Source organism: Streptomyces sp. NRRL WC-3605 (genome assembly GCF_001509795.1).
Classification (GTDB): Bacteria; Actinomycetota; Actinomycetes; order Streptomycetales; family Streptomycetaceae; genus Streptomyces; species Streptomyces viridochromogenes.
This window is the reverse complement of record NZ_LLZN01000094.1, coordinates 1-25,350: the sequence shown is the minus strand read 5'-3', so window position 1 is coordinate 25,350 and position 25,350 is coordinate 1. Positions and strand designations below refer to the sequence as shown.

General features: G+C 71.0%; 17 protein-coding genes and 3 pseudogenes. 6 read left to right on the top strand and 14 right to left on the bottom strand.

All coding sequences use genetic code 11. The annotated features are described in order from the left end of the window. From ADL34_RS36900 to ADL34_RS30685, 4 genes and pseudogenes are all read right to left on the bottom strand, one after another. Positions 1-319: pseudogene (locus ADL34_RS36900) on the bottom strand (hypothetical protein); the annotation flags it as partial. A gap of 958 nt (positions 320-1,277) precedes the next feature. Next, complete coding sequence (locus ADL34_RS30700) at positions 1,278-2,204, bottom strand: restriction endonuclease (RefSeq protein ID WP_062674112.1); 927 nt, start codon at positions 2,202-2,204, stop codon at positions 1,278-1,280. 1,975 nt (positions 2,205-4,179) lie between these two features. Further along, positions 4,180-4,536 (bottom strand): annotated as a pseudogene (locus ADL34_RS30690) (lamin tail domain-containing protein); the annotation flags it as partial. 57 nt (positions 4,537-4,593) lie between these two features. After that, positions 4,594-5,676, bottom strand: coding sequence for an AraC family transcriptional regulator (locus ADL34_RS30685; RefSeq protein WP_234375140.1), 1,083 nt, complete (start codon positions 5,674-5,676; stop codon positions 4,594-4,596). A 206-nt stretch (positions 5,677-5,882) separates the two neighbouring features. Here ADL34_RS30685 and ADL34_RS30680 point away from each other — a divergent pair, with 206 nt between their 5' ends. The 4 genes from ADL34_RS30680 to ADL34_RS30665 all read left to right on the top strand — a co-directional run bounded on the left by ADL34_RS30680 (position 5,883) and on the right by ADL34_RS30665 (position 10,196). Beyond that, a complete protein-coding gene (locus ADL34_RS30680; RefSeq protein WP_159039003.1) occupies positions 5,883-7,007 on the top strand; it encodes a TauD/TfdA family dioxygenase in 1,125 nt (374 codons plus the stop codon). Beyond that, complete coding sequence (locus ADL34_RS30675) at positions 7,004-8,533, top strand: long-chain-fatty-acid--CoA ligase (protein WP_062671883.1); 1,530 nt, start codon at positions 7,004-7,006, stop codon at positions 8,531-8,533. The genes ADL34_RS30680 and ADL34_RS30675 overlap by 4 nt, the downstream gene beginning before the upstream one ends. Further along, entirely contained in the window at positions 8,530-9,624 is a 1,095-nt protein-coding gene (locus ADL34_RS30670) for a YeiH family protein (protein ID WP_079034365.1), read from the top strand. The genes ADL34_RS30675 and ADL34_RS30670 overlap by 4 nt, the downstream gene beginning before the upstream one ends. A 239-nt stretch (positions 9,625-9,863) precedes the next feature. Then, positions 9,864-10,196, top strand: a complete 333-nt coding sequence (locus ADL34_RS30665) for a hypothetical protein (RefSeq protein ID WP_199835658.1) — start codon at positions 9,864-9,866, stop codon at positions 10,194-10,196. 265 nt (positions 10,197-10,461) lie between these two features. On the opposite strand, the gene ADL34_RS30660 is transcribed toward ADL34_RS30665, so the two are convergent. The 6 genes from ADL34_RS30660 to ADL34_RS30635 form a co-directional block, all read right to left on the bottom strand. Further along, a complete protein-coding gene (locus ADL34_RS30660; protein ID WP_062671881.1) occupies positions 10,462-12,456 on the bottom strand; it encodes an acetoacetate--CoA ligase in 1,995 nt (664 codons plus the stop codon). Between the two features lie 38 nt (positions 12,457-12,494). Further along, positions 12,495-13,085 carry an RBBP9/YdeN family alpha/beta hydrolase gene (locus ADL34_RS30655; protein WP_062671880.1) on the bottom strand — a complete coding sequence of 197 codons (591 nt, stop codon included), beginning with the start codon at positions 13,083-13,085 and terminating at the stop codon, positions 12,495-12,497. Next, the gene (locus ADL34_RS30650) at positions 13,082-14,524 is read right to left on the bottom strand and encodes an MFS transporter (RefSeq protein WP_062671878.1); all 1,443 of its coding nucleotides are present in this window, start codon (positions 14,522-14,524) and stop codon (positions 13,082-13,084) included. Before ADL34_RS30650 ends, ADL34_RS30655 begins: the two co-directional genes overlap by 4 nt. A 32-nt stretch (positions 14,525-14,556) precedes the next feature. Continuing rightward, the gene (locus tag ADL34_RS30645) at positions 14,557-15,471 is read right to left on the bottom strand and encodes a TauD/TfdA dioxygenase family protein (protein ID WP_079034364.1); all 915 of its coding nucleotides are present in this window, start codon (positions 15,469-15,471) and stop codon (positions 14,557-14,559) included. A gap of 60 nt (positions 15,472-15,531) precedes the next feature. After that, positions 15,532-16,506: a quinone oxidoreductase family protein gene (locus tag ADL34_RS30640; RefSeq protein WP_062671876.1), complete on the bottom strand. Its 975-nt coding sequence runs from the start codon at positions 16,504-16,506 to the stop codon at positions 15,532-15,534. Positions 16,507-16,699: 193 nt separating this feature from the next. Further along, positions 16,700-17,752 (bottom strand): 3-keto-5-aminohexanoate cleavage protein, encoded by a 1,053-nt coding sequence (locus ADL34_RS30635; protein WP_062671874.1) that lies wholly within the window; start codon positions 17,750-17,752, stop codon positions 16,700-16,702. Between the two features lie 898 nt (positions 17,753-18,650). Between ADL34_RS30635 and ADL34_RS30630 the strand changes: the two genes are divergently transcribed. After that, on the top strand, positions 18,651-20,498 hold the full coding sequence (locus ADL34_RS30630; RefSeq protein WP_062671872.1) for a glycoside hydrolase family 15 protein: 1,848 nt from the start codon (positions 18,651-18,653) through the stop codon (positions 20,496-20,498). A gap of 19 nt (positions 20,499-20,517) precedes the next feature. Here ADL34_RS30630 and ADL34_RS30625 read toward each other — a convergent pair whose 3' ends face one another. The 4 genes and pseudogenes from ADL34_RS30625 to ADL34_RS36270 all read right to left on the bottom strand — a co-directional run bounded on the left by ADL34_RS30625 (position 20,518) and on the right by ADL34_RS36270 (position 23,771). After that, the gene (locus tag ADL34_RS30625; protein WP_324610584.1) at positions 20,518-21,633 is read right to left on the bottom strand and encodes an MFS transporter; all 1,116 of its coding nucleotides are present in this window, start codon (positions 21,631-21,633) and stop codon (positions 20,518-20,520) included. After that, the gene (locus ADL34_RS37160; RefSeq protein ID WP_324610583.1) at positions 21,627-21,929 is read right to left on the bottom strand and encodes an MFS transporter; all 303 of its coding nucleotides are present in this window, start codon (positions 21,927-21,929) and stop codon (positions 21,627-21,629) included. Before ADL34_RS37160 ends, ADL34_RS30625 begins: the two co-directional genes overlap by 7 nt. Positions 21,930-22,780: 851 nt before the next feature. After that, a pseudogene (locus tag ADL34_RS30620) lies at positions 22,781-23,569 on the bottom strand (glycosyltransferase); the annotation flags it as partial. 13 nt (positions 23,570-23,582) lie between these two features. Continuing rightward, complete coding sequence (locus ADL34_RS36270) at positions 23,583-23,771, bottom strand: hypothetical protein (RefSeq protein WP_062671868.1); 189 nt, start codon at positions 23,769-23,771, stop codon at positions 23,583-23,585. 167 nt (positions 23,772-23,938) lie between these two features. On the opposite strand from ADL34_RS36270, the gene ADL34_RS30610 reads away from it, so the two are divergent. Then, complete coding sequence (locus tag ADL34_RS30610) at positions 23,939-25,255, top strand: hypothetical protein (protein ID WP_062739836.1); 1,317 nt, start codon at positions 23,939-23,941, stop codon at positions 25,253-25,255. Positions 25,256-25,350: the final 95 nt, after the last annotated feature.

Here is a 25,350-nt window from a genome sequence, read left to right as displayed (position 1 = left end):
CGGCGTGGACCCGCTGAGCTTGAAGAGCCAGTCGTCGTGGCCGGGTTGCCAGGCGAACTTCACGAATCCGGGCTTGGTCACGGCGCCCGCCCATGCGGCGGGCGTCTGGTGCGAGACCAGGCCGGGTCCGAGGCCGAAGTCGGCGACGCCCGCGGCGTGCTCGAACAGTTCCTCCGTGGACGCGGGCCTCCGGCTCGTACTTCGGTTCGCCCGAGAACTTCGCGATCCGATACTGGGGCGAGTAGCTCTGGTACGCCCCCAGTCGCTGTCCCTGGGAGACTTCGGCCAGGGCGGCGGCCCTGTCCCCTGCCACCTGGGTGCTGGGCCGGGTCGGATGGCGGTGGTGTGCGGTGGGTGCCGGTCACGGCTGTTGTGTTCTTCCGGTGGGGTGGGTCAGGTGGAGGCGCAGGTCGTGCTGCGGCCGTCGCCTTCGGGGTGGGTTCGTTTGCGGGTGGGGCCGGGGCAGGTGCGGCGCAGTGGTCAGCCGAGGCAGGTCGGGCAGAGGTCTTCGCCGGCAGCGGTGGCGGGCACGGCGCAGTCGGCGCACTCGACTAGTGCGCGGTAGGTGAGGGCCTGGGGCGCCAAGCGCGCTGTGCGGCAGTCGTAGTCGAAGATTGCTTGCTGATCGCCATTGCGGGCCGTGCGTCCAGTGCCGGGGGGCAAGAGGTGACGGTGGCGGGCGGGGAGTGAAGCGTGACGATGCCGGAGGGCAGCTCCAATGGACACCGACGGTGCGGGTCCGGGCACCTGCCCGGCGATACAGCGCAGCCAGGCGCCGGTGACCGGCTCGTCGTAGGTGAACGCGCCCTTCCGCAGGCTCAGTAAGCGGCTTCGGGAGGTGTAGCGGTCCCCGACGATCAGGGTCGTTTGCCGGCCCGGGCCATGCCCCCTCCCCGGTTCGATGATCCACCGGACCGTATCGCCGGGGAGGGAGAGGACATGCTCAGGGTGTGGGCGCGCCCCTCATACCGCCCGTCGGCATCCGTCGAGTACAGCTGCACACCAGCCACAACCCCCAGCTGCAGACCGTCCCCGGACCCGGCGAGGGCCTGCCGGGTCCGCCAGTGCTGGGACCGCGCCGAGGCCCTGCGCGCCGACCTCGAAAGGGCAGTCGCCGCCTACGAAACCCTGCGCACCAGCATGATCACCACGAGCACGTACGTCCGGCAGCACAAGCGCGCCGACTTCCCCCTGCGCGGCGGCGACACCCGGCACCCGTCCTCGACACCCTCGACGCCTGGACCGAAGCCCCCGCCCCCCCAAGCTCGCCCGGTCGCTCAGGGAGCGGTCGTGGCCTCGAAGTCCCACGGCCGGGGCCCGGTACCGTCGTGCCAGGCACTCAGTTCGTCGCCGTTCACGCACAGGATTCCGCACTGCTCGGCGTACTCGAGGGCGGGGGCGGTGAAGTCGCTCGTCGTGACGACCACGGCAATGTCGGCCTCATGGACGGTGAAGCAGGTGCCCCCGAACCGCTGGAGATCCTGGGAGCCCACCTTGTTGGTCTCGCAGTAGCGCTTGCACTGGACGATCAGGCGCCGCCCGTCCGGGGTGACGGCCGTGACGTCGGCGCCCAAGTCCCCGGCCCCTCCGACCACTTCGACGTCCCCGCAGCCATCACGCAGGCACAGGTCGGCCACGGTCCGCTCGAAGGCGTCGGGGTCGAGTTCGAAGCAGTCCACCGGCAGGTCGACAACGGCGGTGGCCTCCTCCCCCGCTGCCGCCGCCGGACTGGGCACCGGCGACACCTGCGGGCGCAGAGGGTCGGCGCCGTACCCGAAGGCCCATTCCGCCGCACCGGCCGGGCACTCGACGGCCGGTAGCGCCACGGCCGCTGCCGCGCCCCTGACGCCTTCGGCCCCCGCCGTGCCGCGCATGCCCTGCGCCGCCGTCGTATGGCGCATGTCGCGGAGGTTGTCGGACGCGGTCTCGGCCGCGGCCTCCAGCGCCTCGGCCGCGCGGCGCGCGCATCTCGCGGCCGACAGCCTGCGCCACCGGGACCGGGAGGCGAGCACGGACGCGACGATCAGTACGGCGAGCAGTCCGGCCCCTTCCGGACGGCGTTCCACCATGCCCACCACGATGCGGCCCACCGATGCCACAAGACACAGGACGAGCGCCAGCAGGACGAAGAACAACGTGGTGGTACGCAGGTCGAACCGCCGGTCGCCGTACAGGCGTCGGTCACGAGGTGCGGGCACGGTCATGCCGGTCTTCCCCTCCCGAGAACGAAGATCGTCATGTCCTCGTTCCCAAGATCACCGACTTCACCGGTGGCGAGGACGAGCCGAGTTGAAGACGGCCGGCCAAAGCGGTGCCGGCCCCCAGGATGCCGCGGCCCGGGTCCCCGCATCCGCGCGGGAACCAACTCCCAGCACACACCTTTCGAGCCCGGACCTCCAACAGGAGGTCGGAATGGTCAACCCGGACACCCCCTACCGGAAAACAGCCAGACCAGCCCGTCGACACCATCCCCACCACCCCGCTCAAGAAGAAGACGACCGCAGCCAGCCATGGACGCGCAGGCCCTTCGCACCGTCGCCGCCTGAAATCAGCCCGCTTGCCGCCGGACCCCGCGCCCCCCCCCGCATGGAAGCGGCTGCCCGTCGCTGCGCACGGACCGGCTCCACGTGCCGACAGCGCCGCCGGACGGCGGCAGCGGCCTCGAACCACACGCGCACCGACGCATGTCAGCCCACGTCCACCAGGACGCCCGTCTCTTCGTCGGTAAGGCTGTCGAAACAGGAGATCAACGCCCTGATGTCACCCTCGGCTCCCGTCGCCCAGAGGTGGAGCGGAACGAAGCGCCGTCAAGCAGCTCGACGGAACTTGCGCAGCATGATGCACATCTACTGTCCCAACCTTCTGGGGGAATTCGATCAGGCTGTCGACGCGCGCGCAGCTTGGGTCAACAGTCACCACGCCGAGCTCCGCGAGGTGATCAAGAGAAGGAGCGCGGATGGGCGGCTTGTGCGACTGCGACACGAGATGAGCGCCACCGCAGAGCAGCTAGTAGCAGTACGAGCAGGACTCCGCGCCCTCATTCAGGAGAGGTATCCGATGGGAGCCATGCCCGACTGATTTCAGACGCCTGCTGGCCACTGGCAATGCCCGCATCTGGGCGGCGTGATGACCTGCGGCGCACCAGCGCCCGGCGCGGCCGGCTCCGGGAGGACGCGCGGCTGGCGGGCGCGCACGAGGGCCAGGTCGACGGCGCGGCCGATCGACGCGGTGGGCCGTCGGCGCGGCCGAGGGCTGCACCGACTGTTCGGTCGCTGCAGTGGTCTCCGGGGCCGGGGTCTCCTCGGCGGGCGCGGCCTGCGGGTCTTCGCGGCGCGACGGGACGGCGAGTTCCTCAATCTGCGTGACGGCGCGGCGCTCCTCCTCGGTTCGGGCCTGGGCGCGGCGTGGCTGGTGCAGGGGAGCCGGAAGTCACAGACCAGAGTGCTGTTGTGGAAGGGGGGAGGGCCTCGGTCGCCTAATGGTGTCGTTCTCTGGGGGTATGGGGTTACCGTCGCGTGCTGGGGAGCGGTCGCCGACCGCCGCGCACGGCACGGTGGGCGGGGTTGATCGGGCGTGGCCGGGACCGCTGGTGCGGTAGTCGTGGACGTTGCGGTGGCGGTTGGTTCCACCCGGGCACGTCGCCCTGCCGTAGCGCTCGGAAGATGACCCACGTCGGCCGCAGGCTCTTCCAGACCATCAGCCCCCCCCGTGACGGCTGTGACTGCGATGAACCCCGAGATGCCGGTGGTCGCGATTCGCCGGGCCATCTCGGGGGATGGGGGACGGTCGTTGGACGCCAGCCAGTCGATCAGCAGAATCTCGGCGTGGCAGTGACTGACGATCAACGTCGCGTAGAAGGCCAGGATCAGTAACTCGCGCAGCACCGTGATCCACGCGAGTGGTGAGTCCATGTCTTCCGCTGGGGGAGGCTCCGCCGCCCTGCGTTGGATGAGGGCCAGGAACTCCACGGTCGCGACGACCATGATGACCGGGATCACCGTCACCATGGCTGACGCGTACTCCTCTGTCATCACGTATTGCATGGCTCCCCCGGGGTTGTGTGGCGGGCCCGTACGGTACCGAACCGCCGTGCGGGATCTGGTCACACTCACGCCATCGTGGAGTCACGTCGGCATGAAGAACCGTGGCTCGGTGGTCACCGGCCGGGACGGGTGCAGGTCAGCGGCGAAAGTCGCCGTGGTGGTGGCCGCCGTTACGGTGGTGACCGCCCCACGACTCGTCGCGGTGGTGCCCGCCGCGGCGGTGGTGGTCGCCGCCCCAGGACTCGTCGTCGATGAAGCGGCCCCGGTCGTTGCGCAGGGTGGCGGTGTCGGAGTGGTTGTCCCACACGTAGTGGCGGCGGTCCTGGTACAGGTCACTGCGGGTGTCACGGCCCTTGCCAGTGTGAACACGGAGCGTGGCACGCCCTTCGAGGCGGTAGTAGTCGAAGGTGTAGGTGTGACCGTCCTCGTCCGTCAACGTCCAGCCGGCGAGGTTCACCGACCGGCGCGCGGTGTTGGTCAGCTCCACCCATTCAACCGCAGCGTTGACGAACGCATAGGGGCCCCGACGGCCCATGCCAGAGCGGACGGCTCACCAGTCCGGGATGCGACGCATTTCCGTACCCGCGTGCCCCTCCGGCGCTCCTCCGGGGTCACCCTCCCCCGGCCCCCGTTCGGCGCGTCGGGTCCGCCATTCCCGCGCGCTGCAGCCGAATTGCTCGCGGAACCAGCGGGAGAAGGCGCTCGGCGCGGAGAACCCGAGCAAGCCGGAGATCTCCGTCAGCGAACGCCTCGGGTTGGGCACGAGCTGTTCCGCCAGCTGGCTGCGCGTCGCGTTGAGGACGGAGGAGAACGTCTCGCCCGACGCCGCCAGGTGCCGGTGCACGGTCCGACGGTCGACCCCCAAACTGCCGGCGACCTGCTCGATGGAACACCGGCCGGTCGGCAGCAGGACCTCGATCAGATCCCGTACCCGGTCCAGCACCGTCGTGTCCCGCGAGGTCGCGATGGCGTCGAAGAACTGCCGTGCGTAGGCCCGCAGCATCGGATCCCCCAGAGGGTTGGGGGCGTGGAGGTCGCTGGCGTAGAAGACAATCCCGTCGAACTCGCCGTCGAATTCCACCACAGGACCGAAGACGCGATGGTGGCTCCTGGGATCCTTCGGCGCGCCGTGCGTGAGGCACACGGACAGTGCCTGCCAGCGCGCGCCGAGGAACGTGCGCAGCACCTGGTGGAAGGCACCCACGGCCAGCTCCACGGACTGGCGGGTCGCCGCCGTCTCCGCCGGCTCCAGGCTCACCTTGAGCGTGGCCAGGCCGTTCGCCTCGGACAGCCTGCTGTGCAGCAGCTCGTTGTACATGTGCTCGTGCCGGACGAGGAGCTCTAGCGCGCTGCGGACGTCCGGCTCCTCGCGAATGACCAGGCTGATGGGCCCCAGGCTGGAGAAGCGGCGCCGCTCGGCGAGGAGCAGGCCGAAGTCCTCGCGGCGGGCGGCCGCCGCGGACAGCTCGAGCAGCTGGATCACGGCCACGCCGGAGATCCACCGGTCCTGGACCGCGAGGCCGGCGGGATCCAGGCCGACCCGCTTCATCAGGGCTCGCGGGTCGATGCCGAGCGACTGGCTCAGCTCCACGTAGCCGCTCAGGGCGGCGTTGCGGACGAGGGGCTTCATCATGGGCGCGCTCCCTGGCGTGTGTCCCTGATTGATAAGTCAGACGTCACGCCACGTCAAGCGACGCGACACGGGCTGCCCTACTGTGGCACCACTCGCGATGGAGTGAATCCCCCGGAACACGGCGCCGAGACAGCGGGGGGCGCAAGGACATCCGTATCGCTCCATCGGAATCCATCAGACGCTCGAAGGGGAGAAGTGTGTCCGCGGTGCACACGAACGTGATCGAGGTGCTGCGCCGGCCCTGCACGGGACCGGCCGTCTGGAGCGGGGCGGACCTGGCCGACCGTGAGGGGTGGGTCCTGCGGCTGTCGCCCGAGCAGATCGAGGAGCTCGAGTCCGCCCTGCGCGCGGTCCGCGAGCGCGGTGTCCCGCTGCTGAAGGTGGGCTCCGCCGACTTCCCGCTGCCGACCCTGGCAGGTGTGCTCGAACGCGTCGTCGACGTGCTGGAGAACGGCCGAGGGTTCGTCCTGGTCAGACGCATCCCCGTCGAGCAGTACAGCCGGGCGGCGGCGAGCACCCTGTTCTGGGGGCTGGGGCAGCACTTGGGTGTCCCGGTGTCGCAGAACGCGGCCGGCCACATGCTCGGTCACGTCCGCGACACCGGACGCACCCTGGCCGACCCGTCCACGCGCGGCTACCAGACGAGAGCGGCGCTGCCGTTCCACACCGACGGGTCCGACGTGCTCGGGCTCCTGTGCCTGAATACGCCCCGCGCCGGCGCTCGCACCTCGCTCGTCAGTGCCGGCGCGGTCCACAACGCCGTCCTGGCGCGCCGTCCCGACCTCGTCGAGCGGCTGTACCGCACCCACTACCTCGACCGCCGGGGTGAACACGCCCCCGGCGAGCGCCCCTACCACGCGGCCCCCCTCGCCACCTGGCACGGGGGAAAGCTCAGCATGCGCTACCACCGCCCCTACCTGGAGTCCGCCCAGCGCCTGTCCGGAGTCCCGCGACTAAAGCGGGCCGACGTGGAGCTGTTCGACCTCGTCGACGAGGCGGCACGCTCCCCCCGGCACCGCCTGGACCTCGACTTCGAGCCCGGTGACCTGCTGCTGGTCAACAACTACGCGGTCCTGCACTCCCGCACGGAGTACGAGGACTTCGCCGAGCCCGAACGCAAGCGCCACCTGCTGCGGCTCTGGCTGACCCTGCGCCAGGGACGCGACCTTCCCCCGCACTTCTGGGGCGACCTCCCGCACGCCGGGGACGGCTCCGGCCGCGGCGGAATCACCCCCCGCGACGTGGTCACGATCCCCGGCACCGGCGACACCGGCGGCTCCTGCCGTCCCCACACCCACCCCTCAAGCCCCGACGGAACGGACGACGAATGAACAACCTCGCGGCAGCCCTGGCGGAAACGGCCGGAGCCCACGGCGACCGCATCGCCGTACGCCAGGACGACACCGTCCTCACCTACGCCCAGCTGGACGACGCCGCCGCGCGCGTCGCCGCCCTCCTGCGGGAGCGGGGCGTCCGGCCCGGCGATCGCGTCGCGATGGTCATGCCCAACGTCACCCTCTTCCCGGTCGCCTACTACGGCATCCTGCGGGCCGGCGGCGTCGTCGTCCCGATGAACCCGCTGCTCAAGTCCCGCGAAGTGGCCCACACCCTGACGGACTCCGGCTCCCGGATCGTGCTGACCGCCTCCCTCTTCGCGGCGGAGGTGACGAAGGCCGCCGCCGAGACGGGCGTGGAATGCCTGGTCACCAACGCGGACTTCGACGCCCTGGCCCAGGCGGCCGAGCCACTGGCCGAGGTCGTCGAGCGGGCCGACGGCGACACCGCCGTCATCCTCTACACCTCCGGGACGACAGGCACCCCGAAGGGCGCCGAGCTCACCCACCGCAACCTGTCGACCAACGCGGTCACGACCGTGGAGACGCTGATCCGGATCGGTCCGGACGACGTCCTGTTCGGCGGCCTGCCGCTGTTCCATGCCTTCGGGCAGACCTGCGCCCTCAACGCCGCCGTCGTCGCCGGCGCCACCCTGACCCTGCTGCCACGGTTCGACCCGGCCGCGGCGCTGCGGATCCTGCACCGGGACCGGGTCACCGTCTTCCTCGGCGTCCCCACCATGTACGCGGCCCTGCTCAACGCCGGGGGGCCCGGGGACCACGACCTGTCCCGGCTGCGCCTCGCCGTGTCCGGCGGCGCCTCCCTGCCGGTGGAGGTGCTGCACGGCTTCGAACGGCAATTCGACGTCACGGTGCTGGAGGGCTACGGGCTGTCGGAGACCTCGCCGGTCGCCGTGTTCAACCCCCCGGACCGCCCCCGCAAGGCCGGCTCGATCGGGGTGCCCATCCGCGGGGTCGAGGCCCGGCTCGTCACGGACGACGGCACCGACGTGGGCCCCGGCGAGGTGGGGGAGATCGCGATCCGCGGCGAGAACGTGATGAAGGGCTACCGCAACCGCCCCGAGGCGACCGCGGACGCCGTCCGCGACGGCTGGTTCCACACCGGCGACCTCGCCCGCGTCGACGAGGACGGCTATTACTTCATCGTCGACCGCAAGAAGGACCTCGTCATCCGCGGCGGCTACAACGTCTACCCGCGCGAGATCGAGGAGGTCCTCTACGAGCACCCCGCCGTCGCCGAGGCCGCCGTGGTCGGTGTGCCGCACGACGTCCACGGCGAGGAGATAGCGGCCGTGGTGGCCCTCCGGGACGGCGCGGAGGCCACCGCCGAAGAGATCCGGAACTTCGTCAGGGAACGGGTGGCCGCCTACAAGTACCCGCGGATCGTCACCTTCACCGACGCCCTCCCCAAGGGCGCCACCGGCAAGATCCTCAAGCGCGAGATCGTCGTCGTGGAGCAGGCGGCCACGGGGCACACCGGCGGACAAGGGTCGGACTCGTGAGGAAGGAGACGGACGCCCGGGAGCCCCGGTCCACCCCGGACCGCGGCCCCCGGCCGGGCGACCCCGCCCCGGCCGCGGCGGCCGCCGCCCGGCCGGTGCGCGGGTCCTGGATACCTGGGCTGGCCGTGGCCCTGGTCGTCGCGGTGGTGGCCATGGCGGTGGGCGAACGGCTCCCCGTCCTCGGCGGTCCGGTGACCGCCGTGATCCTCGGCGTCCTGGTCGCCGCCGCCCACAGACCGGCCCCCCGCCTCACGCCCGGCCTGCGCCTGGCCGGCAAACCCGTCCTCCAGGCCGGGGTCGCCCTGCTCGGCGCACAACTGTCGCTCTCCCAGGTGCTCCACGTGGGCGGCAGCTCCCTCCCGGTCATGATCGGCTCCCTGGCCGCCTGTCTGCTCGCCGCCCGGGTCATCGGACGCCGGCTCGGCGTCGGCGGCGATCTGCGCACCCTCATCGGAGCGGGCACCGGCATCTGCGGCGCGTCGGCGATCGCCGCGGTCACCCCGGTCATCGGCGCCGCGAGCGCGCAGGTCGCCTACGCCATCTCGACGATCTTCCTCTTCAACATCGCCGCGGTCGTCGTCTTCCCCCTGATCGGCCACCTCCTCGGCATGGATCCCCAGGTCTTCGGCCTGTTCGCCGGGACCGCGGTCAACGACATGTCGTCCGTGGTGGCCGTCGCCACCGCCTACGGCCCCGGCGCGGTCGACGACGCGGTGGTCGTCAAGCTGACCCGAACCTTGATGATCATCCCGGTCTGTCTGGGCCTGGCGCTCCTGGCCGGACGCCGCGCCCGCTCCACCCCCTCCGCGCCGGTGCGGCCGACCAGGCTGGTGCCCTGGTTCCTCGTGGCCTTCCTGCTGGCGGCCGCGGCGAACAGCGCCGGTCTCGTCCCCGCCGCGGCGCATCCGGGCCTCAAGGAGCTGTCCGTCTTCCTCATCACCGTCGCGCTGTCCGCCGTCGGCCTGTCCACCGACCTCGCGGCCCTGCGCCGCACCGGCCCCCGCCCCCTGCTGCTGGGCGCCTGCCTGTGGGTGGTCGTCTCCTCCTCCAGCCTGGCCCTCCAGTACGCCTTCGGCGGCGGCCTGTCGTAGCGGCCCCGCCGAAACGGATCCGGCCGCCGGCACCCCGGCCCGCGCCCCCCACCGAGAGGGCCGGGTCTCCGGAGTGCCGGCGGCGCGGTCGTGACGGAGTCCGCGAGACACCGTCCTCCCCGGCCCGCCGCCTGCGCGTCACCCCCGGCCGCATCGAGGACGACCGGCGTGCGCCGCCCTTGTCGGTGCCGTCCGCGATGATCCCCGCGTCGCCCCGGGGCACCACGGTGGGAGGGATCATGTCCTTCGGTTACAAGACTTCATGGCTCGCGGTGCGGGACGCAGGGCCGGAGGAGGTGGCCGACGCCCTCGGCCTCCGGCACCGGCGGAGCATGGACTGGACGAGCGGCACCGAACTGGCCTACCGGCAGGGGGTTTTCGTCGCCAGACCCGTCCCGGGCTGGACCCTCACCCACGGCCGGATCCATCTGACGCGGGAGACGGACGCCACTCGCCCGGACTTCCCCGCCTGGCTGCGGAGGCTGGCCGCACGCGTCGGGGACCTCCAGTACTTCGGCACGGACCGCATCGTCGACCACCACGCCTGGGCAGGGTCGACTCCGGTGAGCTGACCCGCGCCTACTGCTACATCGGCATGAGTGGCGCAGTCCCGCTGCGTCTCGGGGAACCCACCACCGCCGAGAGGGAACTCGGCGTTGGACTGGAGCGTCTGTCCCCCCGCCATCGCGGACGACTCCGTCGGCACCCCGGGGATCCACGGGTTCCCCCGGGTGTCGAGCCCGAGCGCACCTCCTGACCACCACCCGGCGACCACGAAGACGCCTCGGCCCATGGGTATGGGCCGAGGCGTCTTCTCCGTCCGCGGGAGGGCGCGGCTCACCCGCCCGTCGCGGAGCGGCCCGCGAACTCCGCGAACCAGGCCAGCATCTCGGGATGGGTGACGGCGCCCGCGCTGCTCACCTCGTCGACGCGGGCGCCCTGGAGGATGCGCTTGACGGGCACCTCCAGCTTCTTCCCGGTCAGGGTGCGGGGCACGGCGGCGATCGGCAGGATGACGTCGGGCACGTGGCGGGGTGACAGCCGGCGCCGGACGGCGGCCGCGATGCGCTCGCGCACCGCGTCGTCCAGGTCGGTTCCCTGGGCCGGGACCACGAACAGGGGCATGAAGTAGCCGCCGTCCGGGCGTTCCACGCCGACGACGAGGCTGTCCGCGACCTCGGGGAGCTGTTCGACGACCGCGTAGAGGTCGGCGGAGCCCATGCGCACGCCCATGCGGTTGAGCGTGGAGTCCGACCGGCCGGAGACGACGACCGACAGGTCGTGATGGACGGTGACCCAGTCGCCGTGCCGCCAGACACCGGGATACGTGTCGAAGTAGCTGTCCCGGTAGCGCGCCCCGTCGGGGTCGCCGACGAAGTGGAGCGGCATGGACGGCAGGGGCGAGGTCAGCACCAGTTCGCCCTGCTCCCCGGTCAGCGGCCGCCCCTCGGGGTCCCAGGCGGCCAGCACGACGCCGAGCGCGGGGCACTGGATGCGGCCCACCCGCACGGGCAGCAGCGGGGAGCCGCCCGCCAGCACGGAGCACACGTCGGTCCCGCCGCAGACCGACTGGAGCCAGACACCGGGCGCGAGCCGGTCGTGGACCCAGCGCCAGGTGCCGGGCGGCAGCGACGAGCCGGTCTGGAGGATCGAGCGCAGCGCCCCGAGACCGAGTTCGGCTGCCGGGTCCCCGCCCGCCTTCTCCCCGGCGGCGAGGTAGGCGGCTCCTACCCCGACCATCGTGGCTCCGGTCCGCTCGGCGACCCGCCAGGCGCCGTGGACGTCGGGGAACGTGGGGCTGCCGTCGTAGAGGATGACGGTGCTGCCGTGCAGTAGTCCGCCGACCAGGAAGTTCCAGACCATCCAGCTGGTGGACGTGACGAACAGATAGCGGTCCTCGGCGCGCAGGTCGGCGCCCAGTCCGAGGGCCTTCAGCAGTTCCACGACGATGCCGCCGTGGCCCTGGACGATCCCCTTGGGCACCCCAGTGGTCCCCGAGGACCACAGGATCCACAGGGGGTGGTCGAAGGGCACGTCGGCGAACTCCAGCGGCCCCTCCGCGGCCGGCAGCGCGGACCAGGAGTGCTGCCGTACGTCGGCCCGCGGCGCCCACGGCTCGTCCGGCGAGGGAAAGAGGTGGCCGACCGCGAGGACGTGCCGTACGGAGGGCAGCCCCTCCACGAGCTCGGCGACCACCGGGCGTTTGTCGTACCGCTTGCCGCCGTGGCGGTAGCCGTCCGCCGCCACCAGGACGGCCGGCCGTGCCTGCCGCAGCCGGGCGAGGACGCTGGGCGTGCCGAAGTCCGGGGAGCACACCGTCCACACCGCGCCGAGGGAGGCCGTGGCCAGCAGCGCGACGACGGTCTGCGGCAGGTTGGGAAGCCAGCCCGCCACGCAGTCGCCGGGCCCCACGCCCATCCGGCGCAGCGCCGCGGCGACGTCCGCGACCTGCCGGCGCAGTTCCTCCCAGGAGGTCTCGACGGGAGTCCCGCCCTCGTCCACGAAGACCAGGGCCGGGCGGTCGGGGGCGGCGTGCGCGAAGCAGCGTTCGGCGAAGTTCAACCGGGCGCCGGTGAACCACCTGGCGCCCGGCATGGAGGCGTCCGCCAGCACCTCGTCATAGCCGGACACGGCGTCCAGGCCGTAGAACTCCCATACGGCGGACCAGAAGCCGGGCAGGTCGGTGGAGCTCCACCGCCAGAGCTCGGCGTAGTCGTGGAAGTGCAACTCCCGGTGGGTACCGAGCCACCGCAGGAAGGACGCGACGTTGGAGTCTTGCGTCTCACGGCGACCGGGTGACCAGAGGAGATCGGGGTCGGTGTCGGTGTTCATCGATGCCTTTCCGGGAGCCGCCGGCCGGGGGCGGTGTCTCAGCCGTGATCGGGGTCGGGGTCGAGTTCGCGGAGCAGTTCCTCCGCCTCCGGCCACGGGCCGTAGCCGGAGGCGGGGTTGAGGTGCCCTACGGCTCCCAGCTCCACGAACCCGCTCTTCCAGGCCAGGGCCAGCGCACGGACGCGGTCCAGGCCGCCCAGCGGGTCGTCGGAACTGGCCGCGACGATGCTGGGGAAGGGCAGCGCCGACCGGGGGACCGGCGTCCAGCCGTTGCCGGCCAGCACGTCGGGAGTGGGGTAGCCCTCCGGAAGTGGGGTGTCGAAGTCCGGCGGGGTGACCAGCAGCGCGCCCCGGACGTCGGCCTGGTACTCCTGGGCCCAGTGCACGGTGGTGAGCACGCCGGCGCTGTGGGCGACCAGGACGACGGGTCCCGCGAGCCGCGAGACCACCTCGTCCAGCGCTGCCACGCGGGCCTTGCGGCTGAGTCCGTCATGTGTCAGCGGCGGCACCGTGCGGACGGTGCGGCCCGCCTCGGCCAGCCGGCCGGCGAGCAGGGTCTGCCAGTGCTCGTCCACGTGGTCGCGCAGGCCCGGGACGATCACGATCGCCGGGGTCGCGGTGCGGGTCATGAGGACACCTCCGCTCGCGTGCGCTCCGGGCCGGCCGGCCCGGACTGTTCGGTGATGCGGAGCAGATCCCGCTCGTAGTGGTGCCGGCCGACCACGAAGGCCACGGTGGCGCCGAGCGCGACGAGTGGGACGAGCTGGAGGGCGTCGAGCAGGCTCGTCCGGTCGGCGAGCATGCCCGTGACCGCGGGGCCGGGAGCCAGGCCGAGCAGGCTGTTGGCCAGGGTGAGGGTGGCGAACGCCGTGGCGGCGATGGTCGCCGGGGTCAGGTTCGCCACCATGGCGGCGGCCGGGCCGGCCGTGCCGGCCGACAGCACCGCTCCTGCCGCCAGCGTCATGATCTGGAGCGAGCCGGTGGGGAGGTGGAAGGCGGTCAGCAGCAGGACCAGCGAGCCGAGGCTGCAGAAGATCGCGACGGACCACTTCCTGATCGGCCGCGCCTTGCTGATCCGGTCCGAGACGATCCCGCCGCCGATCATTCCCACGCCGATGACCAGGGCGAAGACCCCGGCGGCGGCGCCGGCCTGCGCCGTGGGCAGGTGGTAGTAGCGGTCGAAGTAGCTGGGCAGCCAGGCGATGAGGGAGCCCGCGATGAACAGCTGGAGTCCGCTGCCGACGTACGCGCCGATCACCGAGGCGGAGGAGAACAGCCGCGGCAGGAGGGCCCGCAGATGCTCGCGCGGGGCGGTGGCCGCGTCCTCGACGGTGTCCGCCTCCGGCCGGACGTCGGCGTCCGCACCGGCGTCCGCCGCGTTCCCCGTGTCCGCGTCGGCGTCCGCCGCGTTCTTCGTGGCCGCGTCCGTCTCCGCCCGCGGCCGCAGCCGCTTCTCGGTGACCACGACGCCGTAGCACGCGGCGAGCACCAGCCCGAAGACGCCCATCACGCCGAACGCCCAGCGCCAGCCGAACGCCTCGGCCACCGCGCCGCCGATCGCGACGCCGAGGACGGAGCCGAAGGCGCCGCCCGCGATGAAGGCGCCGGAGAGGGTGGCCCTCAGTACGGGCGGGAAGACGCTCAGGACCACCGCGATCCCGACGCTGCCGTAGGCCGCCTCACCGATGCCGACGAAGAGTCGGCCGGTCATCATCTCGCCGTAGCCCGCGGACACCGCGCACCCCAGTGTCGCCAGGCTCCACACGGTGGCGGCGATCAGCAGGCTTCGCACCCTGCCCCAGCGGTCCGCCAGCAGGGACAACGGGAAGGCCAGCACGCCGACCGTCAGCGCCACGACCCCGCTGAGCGAGCCCAGCTCGGCGTCGGACAGCAGCCATTCGGCCTTCAGCATGGGAAAGACGGCGTTGAGGACCTGCCGTGACATGTAGTCGGACAGCAGCAGGCCGAAACTCAGGGCGAAAACGACCCAGGCATAGCGCCGGGACACCGGCCAGACGGACGGGGACGCCGTTTCCGGCGGGGACTGCTCAGTGGTGGGGAACGCCATTGTCATCACCTCGCGAGCTTCTGAAGGAAAGGTCAGAACGGTCTGTCGCCCGTGATCCCGGCGCGCTCCATCTTGCGGACGGCGGGCCAGTAGTCCTGGACGGCGTAGTGCTGGGTGGAGCGGTTGTCCCAGATGGCCACGCTGTTGGGCTGCCAGCGCCAGCGCACCTGGTACTCCGGGACCGCGGCCTGGCTGAGCAGGTAGTTGAGCAGCAGGTGCGCGCCGGGGGCGTAGTCCTGCCCGAAGCGGACGTTCCCGGGCGTGTGGAAGTTGACGAAGTGCGTGGTGAAGCTGTTGACGAAGAGGATCTGCTCCCCGGTCTCGGGGTGGGTGCGCACCACCGGGTGCTCCGCGTCCGGGAAGCGGGCCTTCAGCTCGTGGCGCTTCTCCTGCGGCATGACGGCGCCGAAGGACGCTTCGATGCTGTGCCGGGCGCGCAGGCCCTGGATCTGGGTCTTGACGTGGTCCGGCAGCCGGCGGTACGCCTCGACCATGTTGACCCAGATGGTGTCCCCGCCGACCGGGGGCGACTCCACGCAGCGCAGCACGGCTCCCATGGCGGGCGTCTCACGCCAGGTCCCGTCGGTGTGGAGGGCGTTCTCGTAGTGCTCGGCAGGGGAGTCGAGGTCCTTGTAGATGCGGACCAGGCCGGGGTGGTCGGGGTCGCTGCCGGCCACCGGGTGGTCCTCCAGCGCGCCGAACCGCTCGGCGAACGCGACGTGTTCGGCGCGGGTGATGTCCTGGTCGCGCAGGAACAGGACCTTGTACTGGAGGAGCAGGGCCTTGATCTCGGCGAACAGCTCCTCGTCGCGCGCGGCGTCGCCGAGGTGCACGCCGGAGAGTTCGGCGCCGATGGTGCAGGTCAGCGGCTCGACCTTGATCGAGCCGAGGGAGTGGGCGCGCACCGTCGCGGGTGCGCTCTCCACCGGGGACAGGGTCTTCTCCACGGAACTTCCTCCTGGTGAGGGACGTGAACGGGAGTCAGGTGATCTGCTGTGCGGGCGTGTTCAGAGGACGAAGACGGACGAGCCCGTTGTCCGCCCCGCCTCCAGGTCGCGGTGCGCACGGGCGGCGTCCTCCAGCGCGTAGCGCTGGTTGACCTCGACGGTGATCCGTCCGGAGGCGACGTGGCCGAAGAGCTCGCCGGCCAGATCGGCCCGTTCGGTGGGGTCCGCGATGTAGTCGGCGAGGGCGGGCCGGGTCACGAACAGCGAGCCCTTGACCGCCAGTTGCATGGCGTCGATGGGTGGCACCGGCCCGGAGGCCGTGCCGAAGCACACCAGCAGGCCGCGCCGCCGCAGCGAGGCGAGGGAGCCGGCGAACGTCGTGGCGCCGACGCTGTCGAAGACGACCGGCACCCCGGCCCCGTCGGTCAGTTCGCGCACCCGCTCGGCGACGTCCTCGCGCCGGTAGTGGACGACGTGGTCGCAGCCGTGGGCGCGGGCCAGCTCGCCCTTGGCCTCGGTGGAGACCGTGCCGATCACGGTCAGCCCCAGCAGCTTCGCCCACTGGCAGAGGATGAGGCCGACACCGCCTGCCGCCGCGGTGAGCAGGATCGTGTCGCCGGCCTTCAGGGGGTGGATCCTGCGCAGAAGGTAGGCCGAGGTGAGGCCGCGCATGGTCATCGCGGCGGCCGTCTCGAAGCCGATCGCGTCCGGCAGCCTGATCAGGGAGTCGGCCGGCATCACCCGCTCCGTGCTGTACGCGCCCAGCGGGCTGCCGGTGTACGTCACCCGGTCGCCCTCGGCGACGTGCGTCACCTCCTCGCCCACGGCCTCCACCACACCGGCGGCCTCGACGCCGAGCCCGGCGGGCAGCGGCGCCGGGTACAGGCCGGTACGGAAGTAGGTGTCGGCGAAGTTGAGTCCGACGGCCGCGTGCCGGATCCGCACCTCGCCCGGGCCGGGGTCGCCGACGACGACCTCTTCCCAGTTCAGGACGTCGGGACCGCCGGTCTCCTGGAAGCGAATGGCGTGTGCCACGGGCGTGCTCCGTTGTTCGTCGCGGACGCCTGCCGGGTGTGCGGGGGCACGGCGCCGCGGGGAGTGGGATGGGATGAGGGGGCCGCCGGAGTCAGGGGATTGCCCCGGCGGCCCCTGGGGCCGCGCGCGCCGAGCGGAGCGCTGCGCGGTGGTCCGGTGGGGTGGTGGCGTGCCCGGAGGCGAACGGACGCGATCAGACGTCGCGGAGCATGAAACCGCGCTGTCCGGGACGGCGGTTCGGCACCATGCCGAGCCGGGCCAGGGTCTCGTCGGCGTCCGCGTAGTACTCCCCGAGCCGGTAGATCTTCTTGGCCTCGGCGCCGGTGGCGATGTCACGGCCCAGCGCCTCGGAGATCTGGACCATCTGCTCGACCTGCTCGACGGTGGTCATGCGCTCGCCCTTGCGTCGCCACAGGTTGTCCTCATTGCCCACGCGCACATGGACGCCGAGCGCGATGCCGATCGCGTTCATCGGCGCCACGGCCCGCATGGAGCTCTCGATGGTGAGGACGGCGCCGTCCGGGGTGCGGCGGACGAACTCGATCAGGTCCGCGGGGTGGCGGCCGGCGAAACCTCCGCCGATGGCCACGTAGTTGAGGATCAGCGGACCGGTGTAGACGCCGGACCGGATCAGCCGCTCCACGGTCTCCAGCTGGGCCAGCGTGGCGAGCTGGAAGTGCGGCTGGATGCCGCTGCCGTGCAGGCGCTTCAGGTGCTCCAGGTAGAAGTCCGGGCCGGCCTCGACGACCATGTCCCGATAGGCCTTGTAGTATTCCGGCTTGGCGATCGAGGTGCCCTCGAGGTCGTCGTCGTTCATGATCTCGACGATGTTCATCTGGCTGGTGTTGATCGCGATCGTCACCTGGTCCGGCGCCGGTGTGAGGTCGGCCAGCAGGTGACGGGTGTCGTAGCTGAGCCACTTGGCCTCGCTGCCCTCGTCCTCGGGGGCGAACGAGATCGAGCCGCCGATCTGGAGGACCATGTCCGGCACGGCCTCGCGCAGCCGTCCCAGCAGCTCGTTGAACATGGACATCCGCTTGGAGCCCTTGCCGTCGAGCTCCCGCACGTGGATGTGCAGTACGGTCGCGCCGGCGTTGTAGCAGTCGACGGCCGCCTGTACGTGCTCGTCCATGGTGAGGGGAAGGTCGTCGGCGTCACCGGGCAGCCACTCCGGCCCGTAGGGAGCGGCCTGGATCACCAGCTTTTCCTGGTTCTCGGGGAAGAGTGAGTCGTCGTGGAAGTGCACGGTCCGTCTCCTGTCGGATCGGTGGTCACCCACGTCGCGGGCGACCCGCGCAGGATGCGCGCGGGCAGCGAACCGTGGCGAGGGGTCGATGCGGGGCCGAGGGCGCGGGCCTGGTGTGCCGGTGGTGACCGGCCCGTCCGAAGGGGACGTGCACAGGGGAATGGTGTGCCCCCTGTGGTGGCTGACCGCGTCTCTGCGGTGGTGTCACCGTAGAGCTGGACGGGCCTGGGCTGCTTGACTGAGGGAGACGTAAGACTTGCCATTTGGGGACACCGGACAAGGGTCGCCGGAGAGCGGACACCTTGCGGTGCGACCGGCGTGCCGGAGACGGCCGGACATGGCGGAAAGAGAGTTTCAACCGGACGCGGAGTGAAGGAGAAGAACGAGCAGCAGTTGCCCTCCCGCTCCACCAGATCCCGCACCCGCTCCTCGACGCCGGGGTCGGCCGTGAGGTCGAGGCGCAGCCGCAGTGGCCCTGGCCTCGACAGCGACGTCAGCCGCTCGGCGAACAGCGCGTCCCACTCCGAGACCCGGAGGGGCCTCTCCTCGGTGGGCAGAGTGCAGGTCTGCGGCACCCACGCAAGATCGCTCATCGCACTCACTACCGTCATCGCGTCCCCGAACTCGTGGACACCTCCGACGGTAAGCCTGTACCTGGGTACCGGTTGCAAGCCTCTGCGTTGGGCGATCGAGCCGTTCACGTGGCCTCGCTGGCCGGCGGCGCGGTCGGTAAGGGGTGCTGCGGCCAGGAGTGGCTGGGGGCGCCTGGTCTCGCCATGATGGGCAGAACAACCGACGCTTGGCGGCAGCAACGCCGTCCGCCACGCCCCGCACCACCGGTGGGATCGCGCTGGTGAGAGGGGTGCGTACCTCTCGCCGCCGCAGCCGAGGAGGCGCTGTGAACGACTACCCCCCGATCGCGGACCACGGCATCGTCGGTGATCTGCAGACGGCGGCACTGATCGCCGCCAATGGCACTGTGGACTGGTGGTGCACGCCCAGGTTCGACTCCCCGAGTGTGTTCGCATCGCTGCTCGACAGTGACCGCGGCGGTTTCTGCCGCCTCGCCGCCGATGTCGGCGGCGACGCCACCGTCCGCCAGCTCTACCTTCCTGACACCGCCGTTCTCATCACGCGCTTCATGACGCCCGACGGCGTCGGCGAGGTCGTCGACTTCATGCCCCCCGACCTGTCGACGACGCCGTCCGCCCGGCATCGGCTGATCCGGGCCACGCGGGTGGTGCGCGGAAGCATGCCATTCGAGCTGACGTGCAAGCCCCGTTTCGACTACGGCCGCGCACCGCACGACCTCACCCGCCTCGACGACGGATCCGTGCTGTTCCGCGGGCCCGGCACCGATCTGCACCTGCAGGTCACCACGCCGATCGTGCTGCACCCCGACGGCACCGACGTCTCCGCCCGCTTCACCCTCCAGGCCGGGGAACGCGCCGCCGTCGTCCTCACCAGCGAAACCGGCGCTCTGGGCGTCCTCAGCGGCCGACCCGGCGGTGCGACGCCCACCACCGACGAGATCCTCGCCGACTTCGACGCGTGCAGCGCGTTCTGGCTGAAGTGGCTGCGCGCCTCCCGCTACCGCGGCCGCTGGCACGAGATGGTCACCCGATCCGCCATCACCCTCAAGCTCCTCACCTACGCCCCCACCGGTGCCCCGATCGCCGCCGCCACCATGGGCCTGCCCGAACAGATCGGCGGGGAGCGCAACTGGGACTACCGCTACACCTGGGTCCGAGACGCCTCCCTGTCGGTGCGGTCCCTGGTCGACCTCGGCTTCACCGCGGAGGCGAACGCCTTCCGCCGATGGCTGCGCGACCGCCTGGACGCCAGCGCCACCGCCTCGGGCGAACCGCTGCAGATCATGTACCGCGTCGACGGCGAGCCGCATCTGACCGAGGAGGTCCTGGACCATCTGGAGGGCTACCGGCGCTCGGCCCCGGTACGGGCCGGCAACGCGGCCGCAGACCAGATCCAGCTCGACATCTACGGCGAGGCCGCCTACGCCCTCGCCCAGTCCGAGGACATCGGCGGCATCCGCGGCTGGAACGCCTTCGCGCGCGTTATCGACTGGCTCACCGACCACTGGGACCGCCCCGACGAAGGCATCTGGGAGACCCGCGGCGGCCGCCAGAACTTCACCTACAGCCGCCTGATGACCTGGGTCGCCTTCGACCGTGCCGTCAAACTCGCCTCCGCCCACTCGCGCCCGGGCGACCTGACCCGCTGGCGCAACGCACGCGACACGGTCCTGCAGCAGATCATCGACCGGGGCTGGAATGAGACACGCCGTGCCTTCGTTCAGCACTACGACACCGACGTCCTCGACGCGTCGCTGCTCCTGATGCCCAAGGTCGGCTTCCTCACCCCCACCGACCCCGACTGGCTGACCACCCTCGACGCCATGGACGGCGAACTCGTCAGCGACAGCCTCGTCTACCGTTACGACCCCGCCGCCTCCCCCGATGGCCTGCGCGGCTCGGAGGGCACCTTCAACCTGTGCAGCTTCCTGTACGTGGAGGCACTCGCCCGCGCCGGACGCCTCACCCAGGCCCGCTACGCCTTCTCCAAGATGCTCACCTACGCCAACCACGTCGGCCTGTTCGCCGAAGAGATCGGACCCTCCGGCGAACAGCTCGGCAACTTCCCGCAGGCCTTCACCCACCTAGCCCTGATCGACGCGGCCATCGCACTGGACCAGGAACTCGACCGAGCCGAGGACAAAACCGGCTGAGGGTACGGGCTGCCCGGCGTCACCGCCCCGGTGCCCCCGGCGGTGCCGCCGTCCCGGCTCCGGCGGCGGGCGGCCCGGAGACCCGCGGCAGCAGAGCCGCCGCGATCAACCCGCCCACGCCGACGACCGCGAGCGTCGCCATCGCCGCCGCGTACCCGCCCTTGCTGAGCCCCGACACCAGGATCGTTCCCGCTACGGCCGTGCCGAGTGAGGAGCCAAGGTTGGAGATGCTGCGCGACAGGCCGGAGATCTCGCCCTGCTGCGCCTCGGCGAAGCACGACTGGACCACGTTCACCGACGGGGTGAGCATCACCCCCAGACCCAGACCGATAAACAGCAGCCCGGGGGCGAACGCCCATGCCCCGGGCTTCCAGGCGACCAAGGCAAGGAGCACGGCGACACCGGCGATCGTCACGACGAAGCCCACCATGATGAGGGTGCGCTGCGCACGGCGCCTGGCCAGCTTCTCGGCGGCCAGTGAGGAGGCGAGGATGCCGAGGGTCGCGGCGGTGAAGATGACGCCCGTGTCGATCGCGTCGTAGCCGCGCACGACCTGCAGGTAGGCGGCAACCGTGAACGAGACGCCCATCAGCATCAGCCACTGCGTGTTCTGGGTGACCAGACCGAGGTTGGAGGTGCGGTTGCGGAACAGCGCCGTCGACAGCAGCGCCTCCCGGCCGGCACGCTCGCGGCCACGCACCCAGGCGAAGAACCCGACCAGCACCGCCGCGCCGGCCAGCAACAGGCCGAGCGCCAGCCAGCCGTTGTTGTCGACGGCCAGGATGCCCGTCACCAGCAGCACCAGGCCCGCCGCCGACAGCACCGCCCCGACCGTGTCGAAGGGCCGGGCAGGCTCAGGCGGCAACGGATCGGCGATTCCACGGCTGAGGACCACGATCACCACGATCACCAGCGCCTGGAACACGAACGCAGCCCGCCAGCTGATCGTACTCGTGATCAGCCCGCCGATCAGCGGGCCCGCAGCCGCGCCGATCCCGCCCATCGCCATGATCGCGCCGAACGCACGCGCCCTCGACGCCATGTCGGTGAACAGCAGCGTGGTCAGGATGTAGACCGGCGGAATCAGCAACGCCGTCCCCACACCTTCCAGGATCGAGTTCCCGAGGATCAGCACGCCGACCCCGGCGCGGCCGCGCTGAGCACTGCCCCGACCCCGTAGACCACGAGCCCCGCCAGCAGGCAGCGCTTGCGCCCCCACTTGTCGGTCAGCTTCCCGCCCGGGATCATCAGCGCGGCCATCACCAGCAGGAAGATCGTGATCGCGACCTGGACACCCTGCACCGTGGTGTCCAGGTCCTCGCTGATGTCATTGATCATCACGTTCATGTTCGAGCCGGCGAAGCTGCAGATGAACTGCGCCAGCGCCAGCGGAGCCAGCACCCGCCGAGCCCCCGACGCCGTCCCCGCCATACCGCCACCTGCCAATCCACCACGTCCGGTGTAGCGCGAAAATGCTGTCCGCAGCAGCCCGGCGCGGACGAAACGCAGCCGCCGCCACGACCGTCGCACGACCGACCTCCCGATGGCTGAAGGCGCGCAGCAATCGGATCTCGAGGATGAATCCCAACTCGATCCTCACGCTCAGCCAAGTCCTCCCACCCGGCCAGATCGGGCACCCGATCCGCCACGACCCGACGGTCCACCGGCACCCAATACGTACGCCAACTCGGCACGCGTCCGCCTCTGCTCGATCCGCTTCAATACGCCGATCCAACAGGGAAGATCACCCAGGCGGGCAGTGTCCAATTGAAAATGCCCTGCCTCTTCATTCGTTCGTTCTGCGAGAGCAGCCAGTCAGTGGTCACAATGAGGCATTCCACGGGTCCAGTAGTTCGGATGGGTGGTGTGCGCTGTGGGAGGCAGTCGATGAGAGGGCCCGGTCGCAGGCCGCGGTGCTGTCTCGGTGCCATGCCAGCGCCCGAGCCCCTCGCGGATGCCGGACGGCGGGCCGAGGGCCCTGTGTCGGCGGTGATTTGGCGGTGGGGTGAGCTGCGCGGTGATCTGGACCAGCCCTCCATTAGGTGGAAAGGGATGTGCCTCGCAGCGAGGAGGGCAAGTCCAGCGCGCTCACCATCGGCCAGGTCGCGGCAAGCCCCGCAACCCGCTGCCATTCCCTGAAGTTGAGCCATTACGCAGAGACATGGAAGCGGGTCAGGGCGCGTCCCGACCGATCCCGCCTGGGTGACGGCTCGGGGGCGCATTGCGTTCGACGACCTCGACGCCGGTCAGGGAGGAAGCGGCGGACAGGCCTGTGGTGGTGATCACGTCCATGCGGAGGTCTCCTTCTTCGGGGTGTGCTGGGCCAGGGCTATGGGGCGGCGGCCCAAGAGGCGCAGGCGGCCGCGTTCGAGGTGGTAGGAGCCGATGCGGGCCAGGTCGCGGGCGGCTTCGACGGCGCGGGATCGGTCCAGGAAGGTCCACCCGGCGGCCAGATTGATGACCGCGGCGTGCACGGCTTCGCGGCCGGCCTGGATCGCAGCGGACTCCACCGTCACGCTCAGGTGCATCCGGGCGACGCACACGCCGTGCCCGGCGCCTTGGCGGATGAAGTACCTGAGGGTCGTCTCCGGGCGGTAGACCGGGTGGGAGACGACGGCGGCCGGTTCGATCAGAGTGTGGGGGCCGGCGTGACGGGCCCGGTCAATGAACTCGAGGTCTTCGCAGTCACCCATCCACCGTCCCCGGCGTCCGAGATCTGTGCGGAACAAGCCGATGTCCAGCGCCGTCTGACGGTTGAAGAGCAGGTTGCAGCCGGTTACCCAGTACGGCCACACAGCCAGCTCTCGGCCTGAGGGCCAGTCCACAGCGCCGTGGCATTCCCGCAGCGCCTTCGTCAGTGCGACGGCCTGACCGCCCGGGTACTGCACTGTGGTGCGGCCACCGACGGCGAAGACCTTCTCTTCCTCGATCGCGTCGATGAGGGTCTGCAGCCAGCCGGGTTCCGGGGTGATGTCGGGGTCGGTGATGGCGATGTACCGGCCACGAGCCGCGCAGATCCCGCGGTTCCGGCCCGCGCTCAGCCCGGGTGTCGGCTCGTACAGCACCCGTACGGGAAACGGCCAGTCACCGTCGCGTACAGCGTTCCGCGACCGGCCGGACGGGTCCGGGCAGGTCGTTGTCGACGACGACCGCTTCCATCTGCCCGCCGGACAGCGTCTGCGCTGCCAGCGCCTCCAGCAAACTCCGTACGTTCGCCGTGTTTCCGCGTGTGCTGACGACCACGGACACCAGCGGCGTATCCGTCTGTGCCATCGGTTCTCCTCTCGTCTCACGGTGGGTCCCGCTGCCGCATGTCGTGGCGGCAGAAGACGAGAATGGGCTCAACTGTTCGACCCAGTCGACCGGTTGGAGGGGGTCCCGAAGGGGTCCCGTATCCAAGTACGTCACCGTTCGTGTGCGCTGAGTGATTGGATTGAGGCGTGCAAGAGACCACACGTCACCCGCTGGTGCTGGCGCGGCTCGCGCTCGGCATGACGATGGATGAACTCGTCTCCGGGATCCGTGCCGCGGCCATCCGGCGTGGTCTGCGTTCAGGCACCGACGAGGCGCGGGTGCGTAAGTGGCAGCGCGGCATCAAGCCCAGCGAGGAATCGCAGATCTACATCGCCGAAGCCCTCGGCTGGCCCGCGGACATCGTCCGCGCCGACGACTGGCCGAACTGGCTGCCACTCACTGCCGAAGGCGTGGTCCCGTTCGGGCCCGACAGCTCCGTGCCCGCCCTGAGAGAGGCCCTGCGAACAGCGATGGACCGCCGTACCTTCTTCACGATCTCCGGCGCCACCCTGTCTGCGCTGGCCGCGGACTGGGCTGCCGGCCCTACGAGCGCTCTCGCCCAGGCCCGCGACGGCAAACCGATCGGCGAGGACTTCGTCACCTTCCTGGAGAACACCGCCCAGGAACTCGCCGGTCACACCACCGAGCAGCGACAGCACACCGCCACGCTGCTCGATGCCCACCTCACCACGGTGACCGACCTGCTCGAACACGGCCGCTACACACCCGTTCTCGGGCTGCGCCTGCACACCCTGGCGGCCTCCCTGTCCCAGAGCGTCGCCTGGCACCGCTTCGACCTAGGCCGCCACACCCACGCAAGCCAGCACTGGATCGCCGGCCTGCACAACGCCCGCGCCGCCAGAGACCAGGACATGGGCGCCGGCCTCCTGGGCGACCTCGCCTACCAGGCCGCCTGGCGCCGTGATCACACCACCGCCGCTAACATCCTCAACCACGCCCTGGCCCGCGCCCGCCATCCCGCAGCCCGCTGCCTGCTCCAGCTGCGCCTTGCCCGAACCCTCGCCGCACGGGGCGACCGGAGCGAACGACGCGCCGTGCTGCGTGCCCTCACCGCAGCGGAGAAGCACCTCAACGACGCCGGCGCCGACCGGCCGGCCTGGTGCGCCTGGGTGTCGGAAGCCGACCTCGCCGTGGACTCCGGCCAGGCCCTCCTGGACCTCGGCGACACCGGCCGCGCTCACCGGCTGATCACCGAAGGCGAACGCCTGCTGCCCCCAGCCCGGGACAAGACCCGCGGGGTCTTTCTCGCCTACCGCGCCGAAAGCTACCTCGAGTTGAAAGAACCTGAGCCCGCAGCGGCCGCCGCCACCGAATCCCTGCTCCTGGCACGTCGCATTGGAGCCCCCCGCTGCGTGCAGCTCGTCGACAACCTTCTCCCCCGCTTCCAGCACTACCAGCATGCCCAGGGCGTTTTGGAACTCCTCCAGCTCGCTGCCGCCTAGGTCGTGTCCGATGGGTCGCGTGACCGGCCCCTCGGTGGATCGTTTCGGTCGTCGTGGGGCGGGGTGATCTTTCGGATGAGGAATGGGCTCGACTG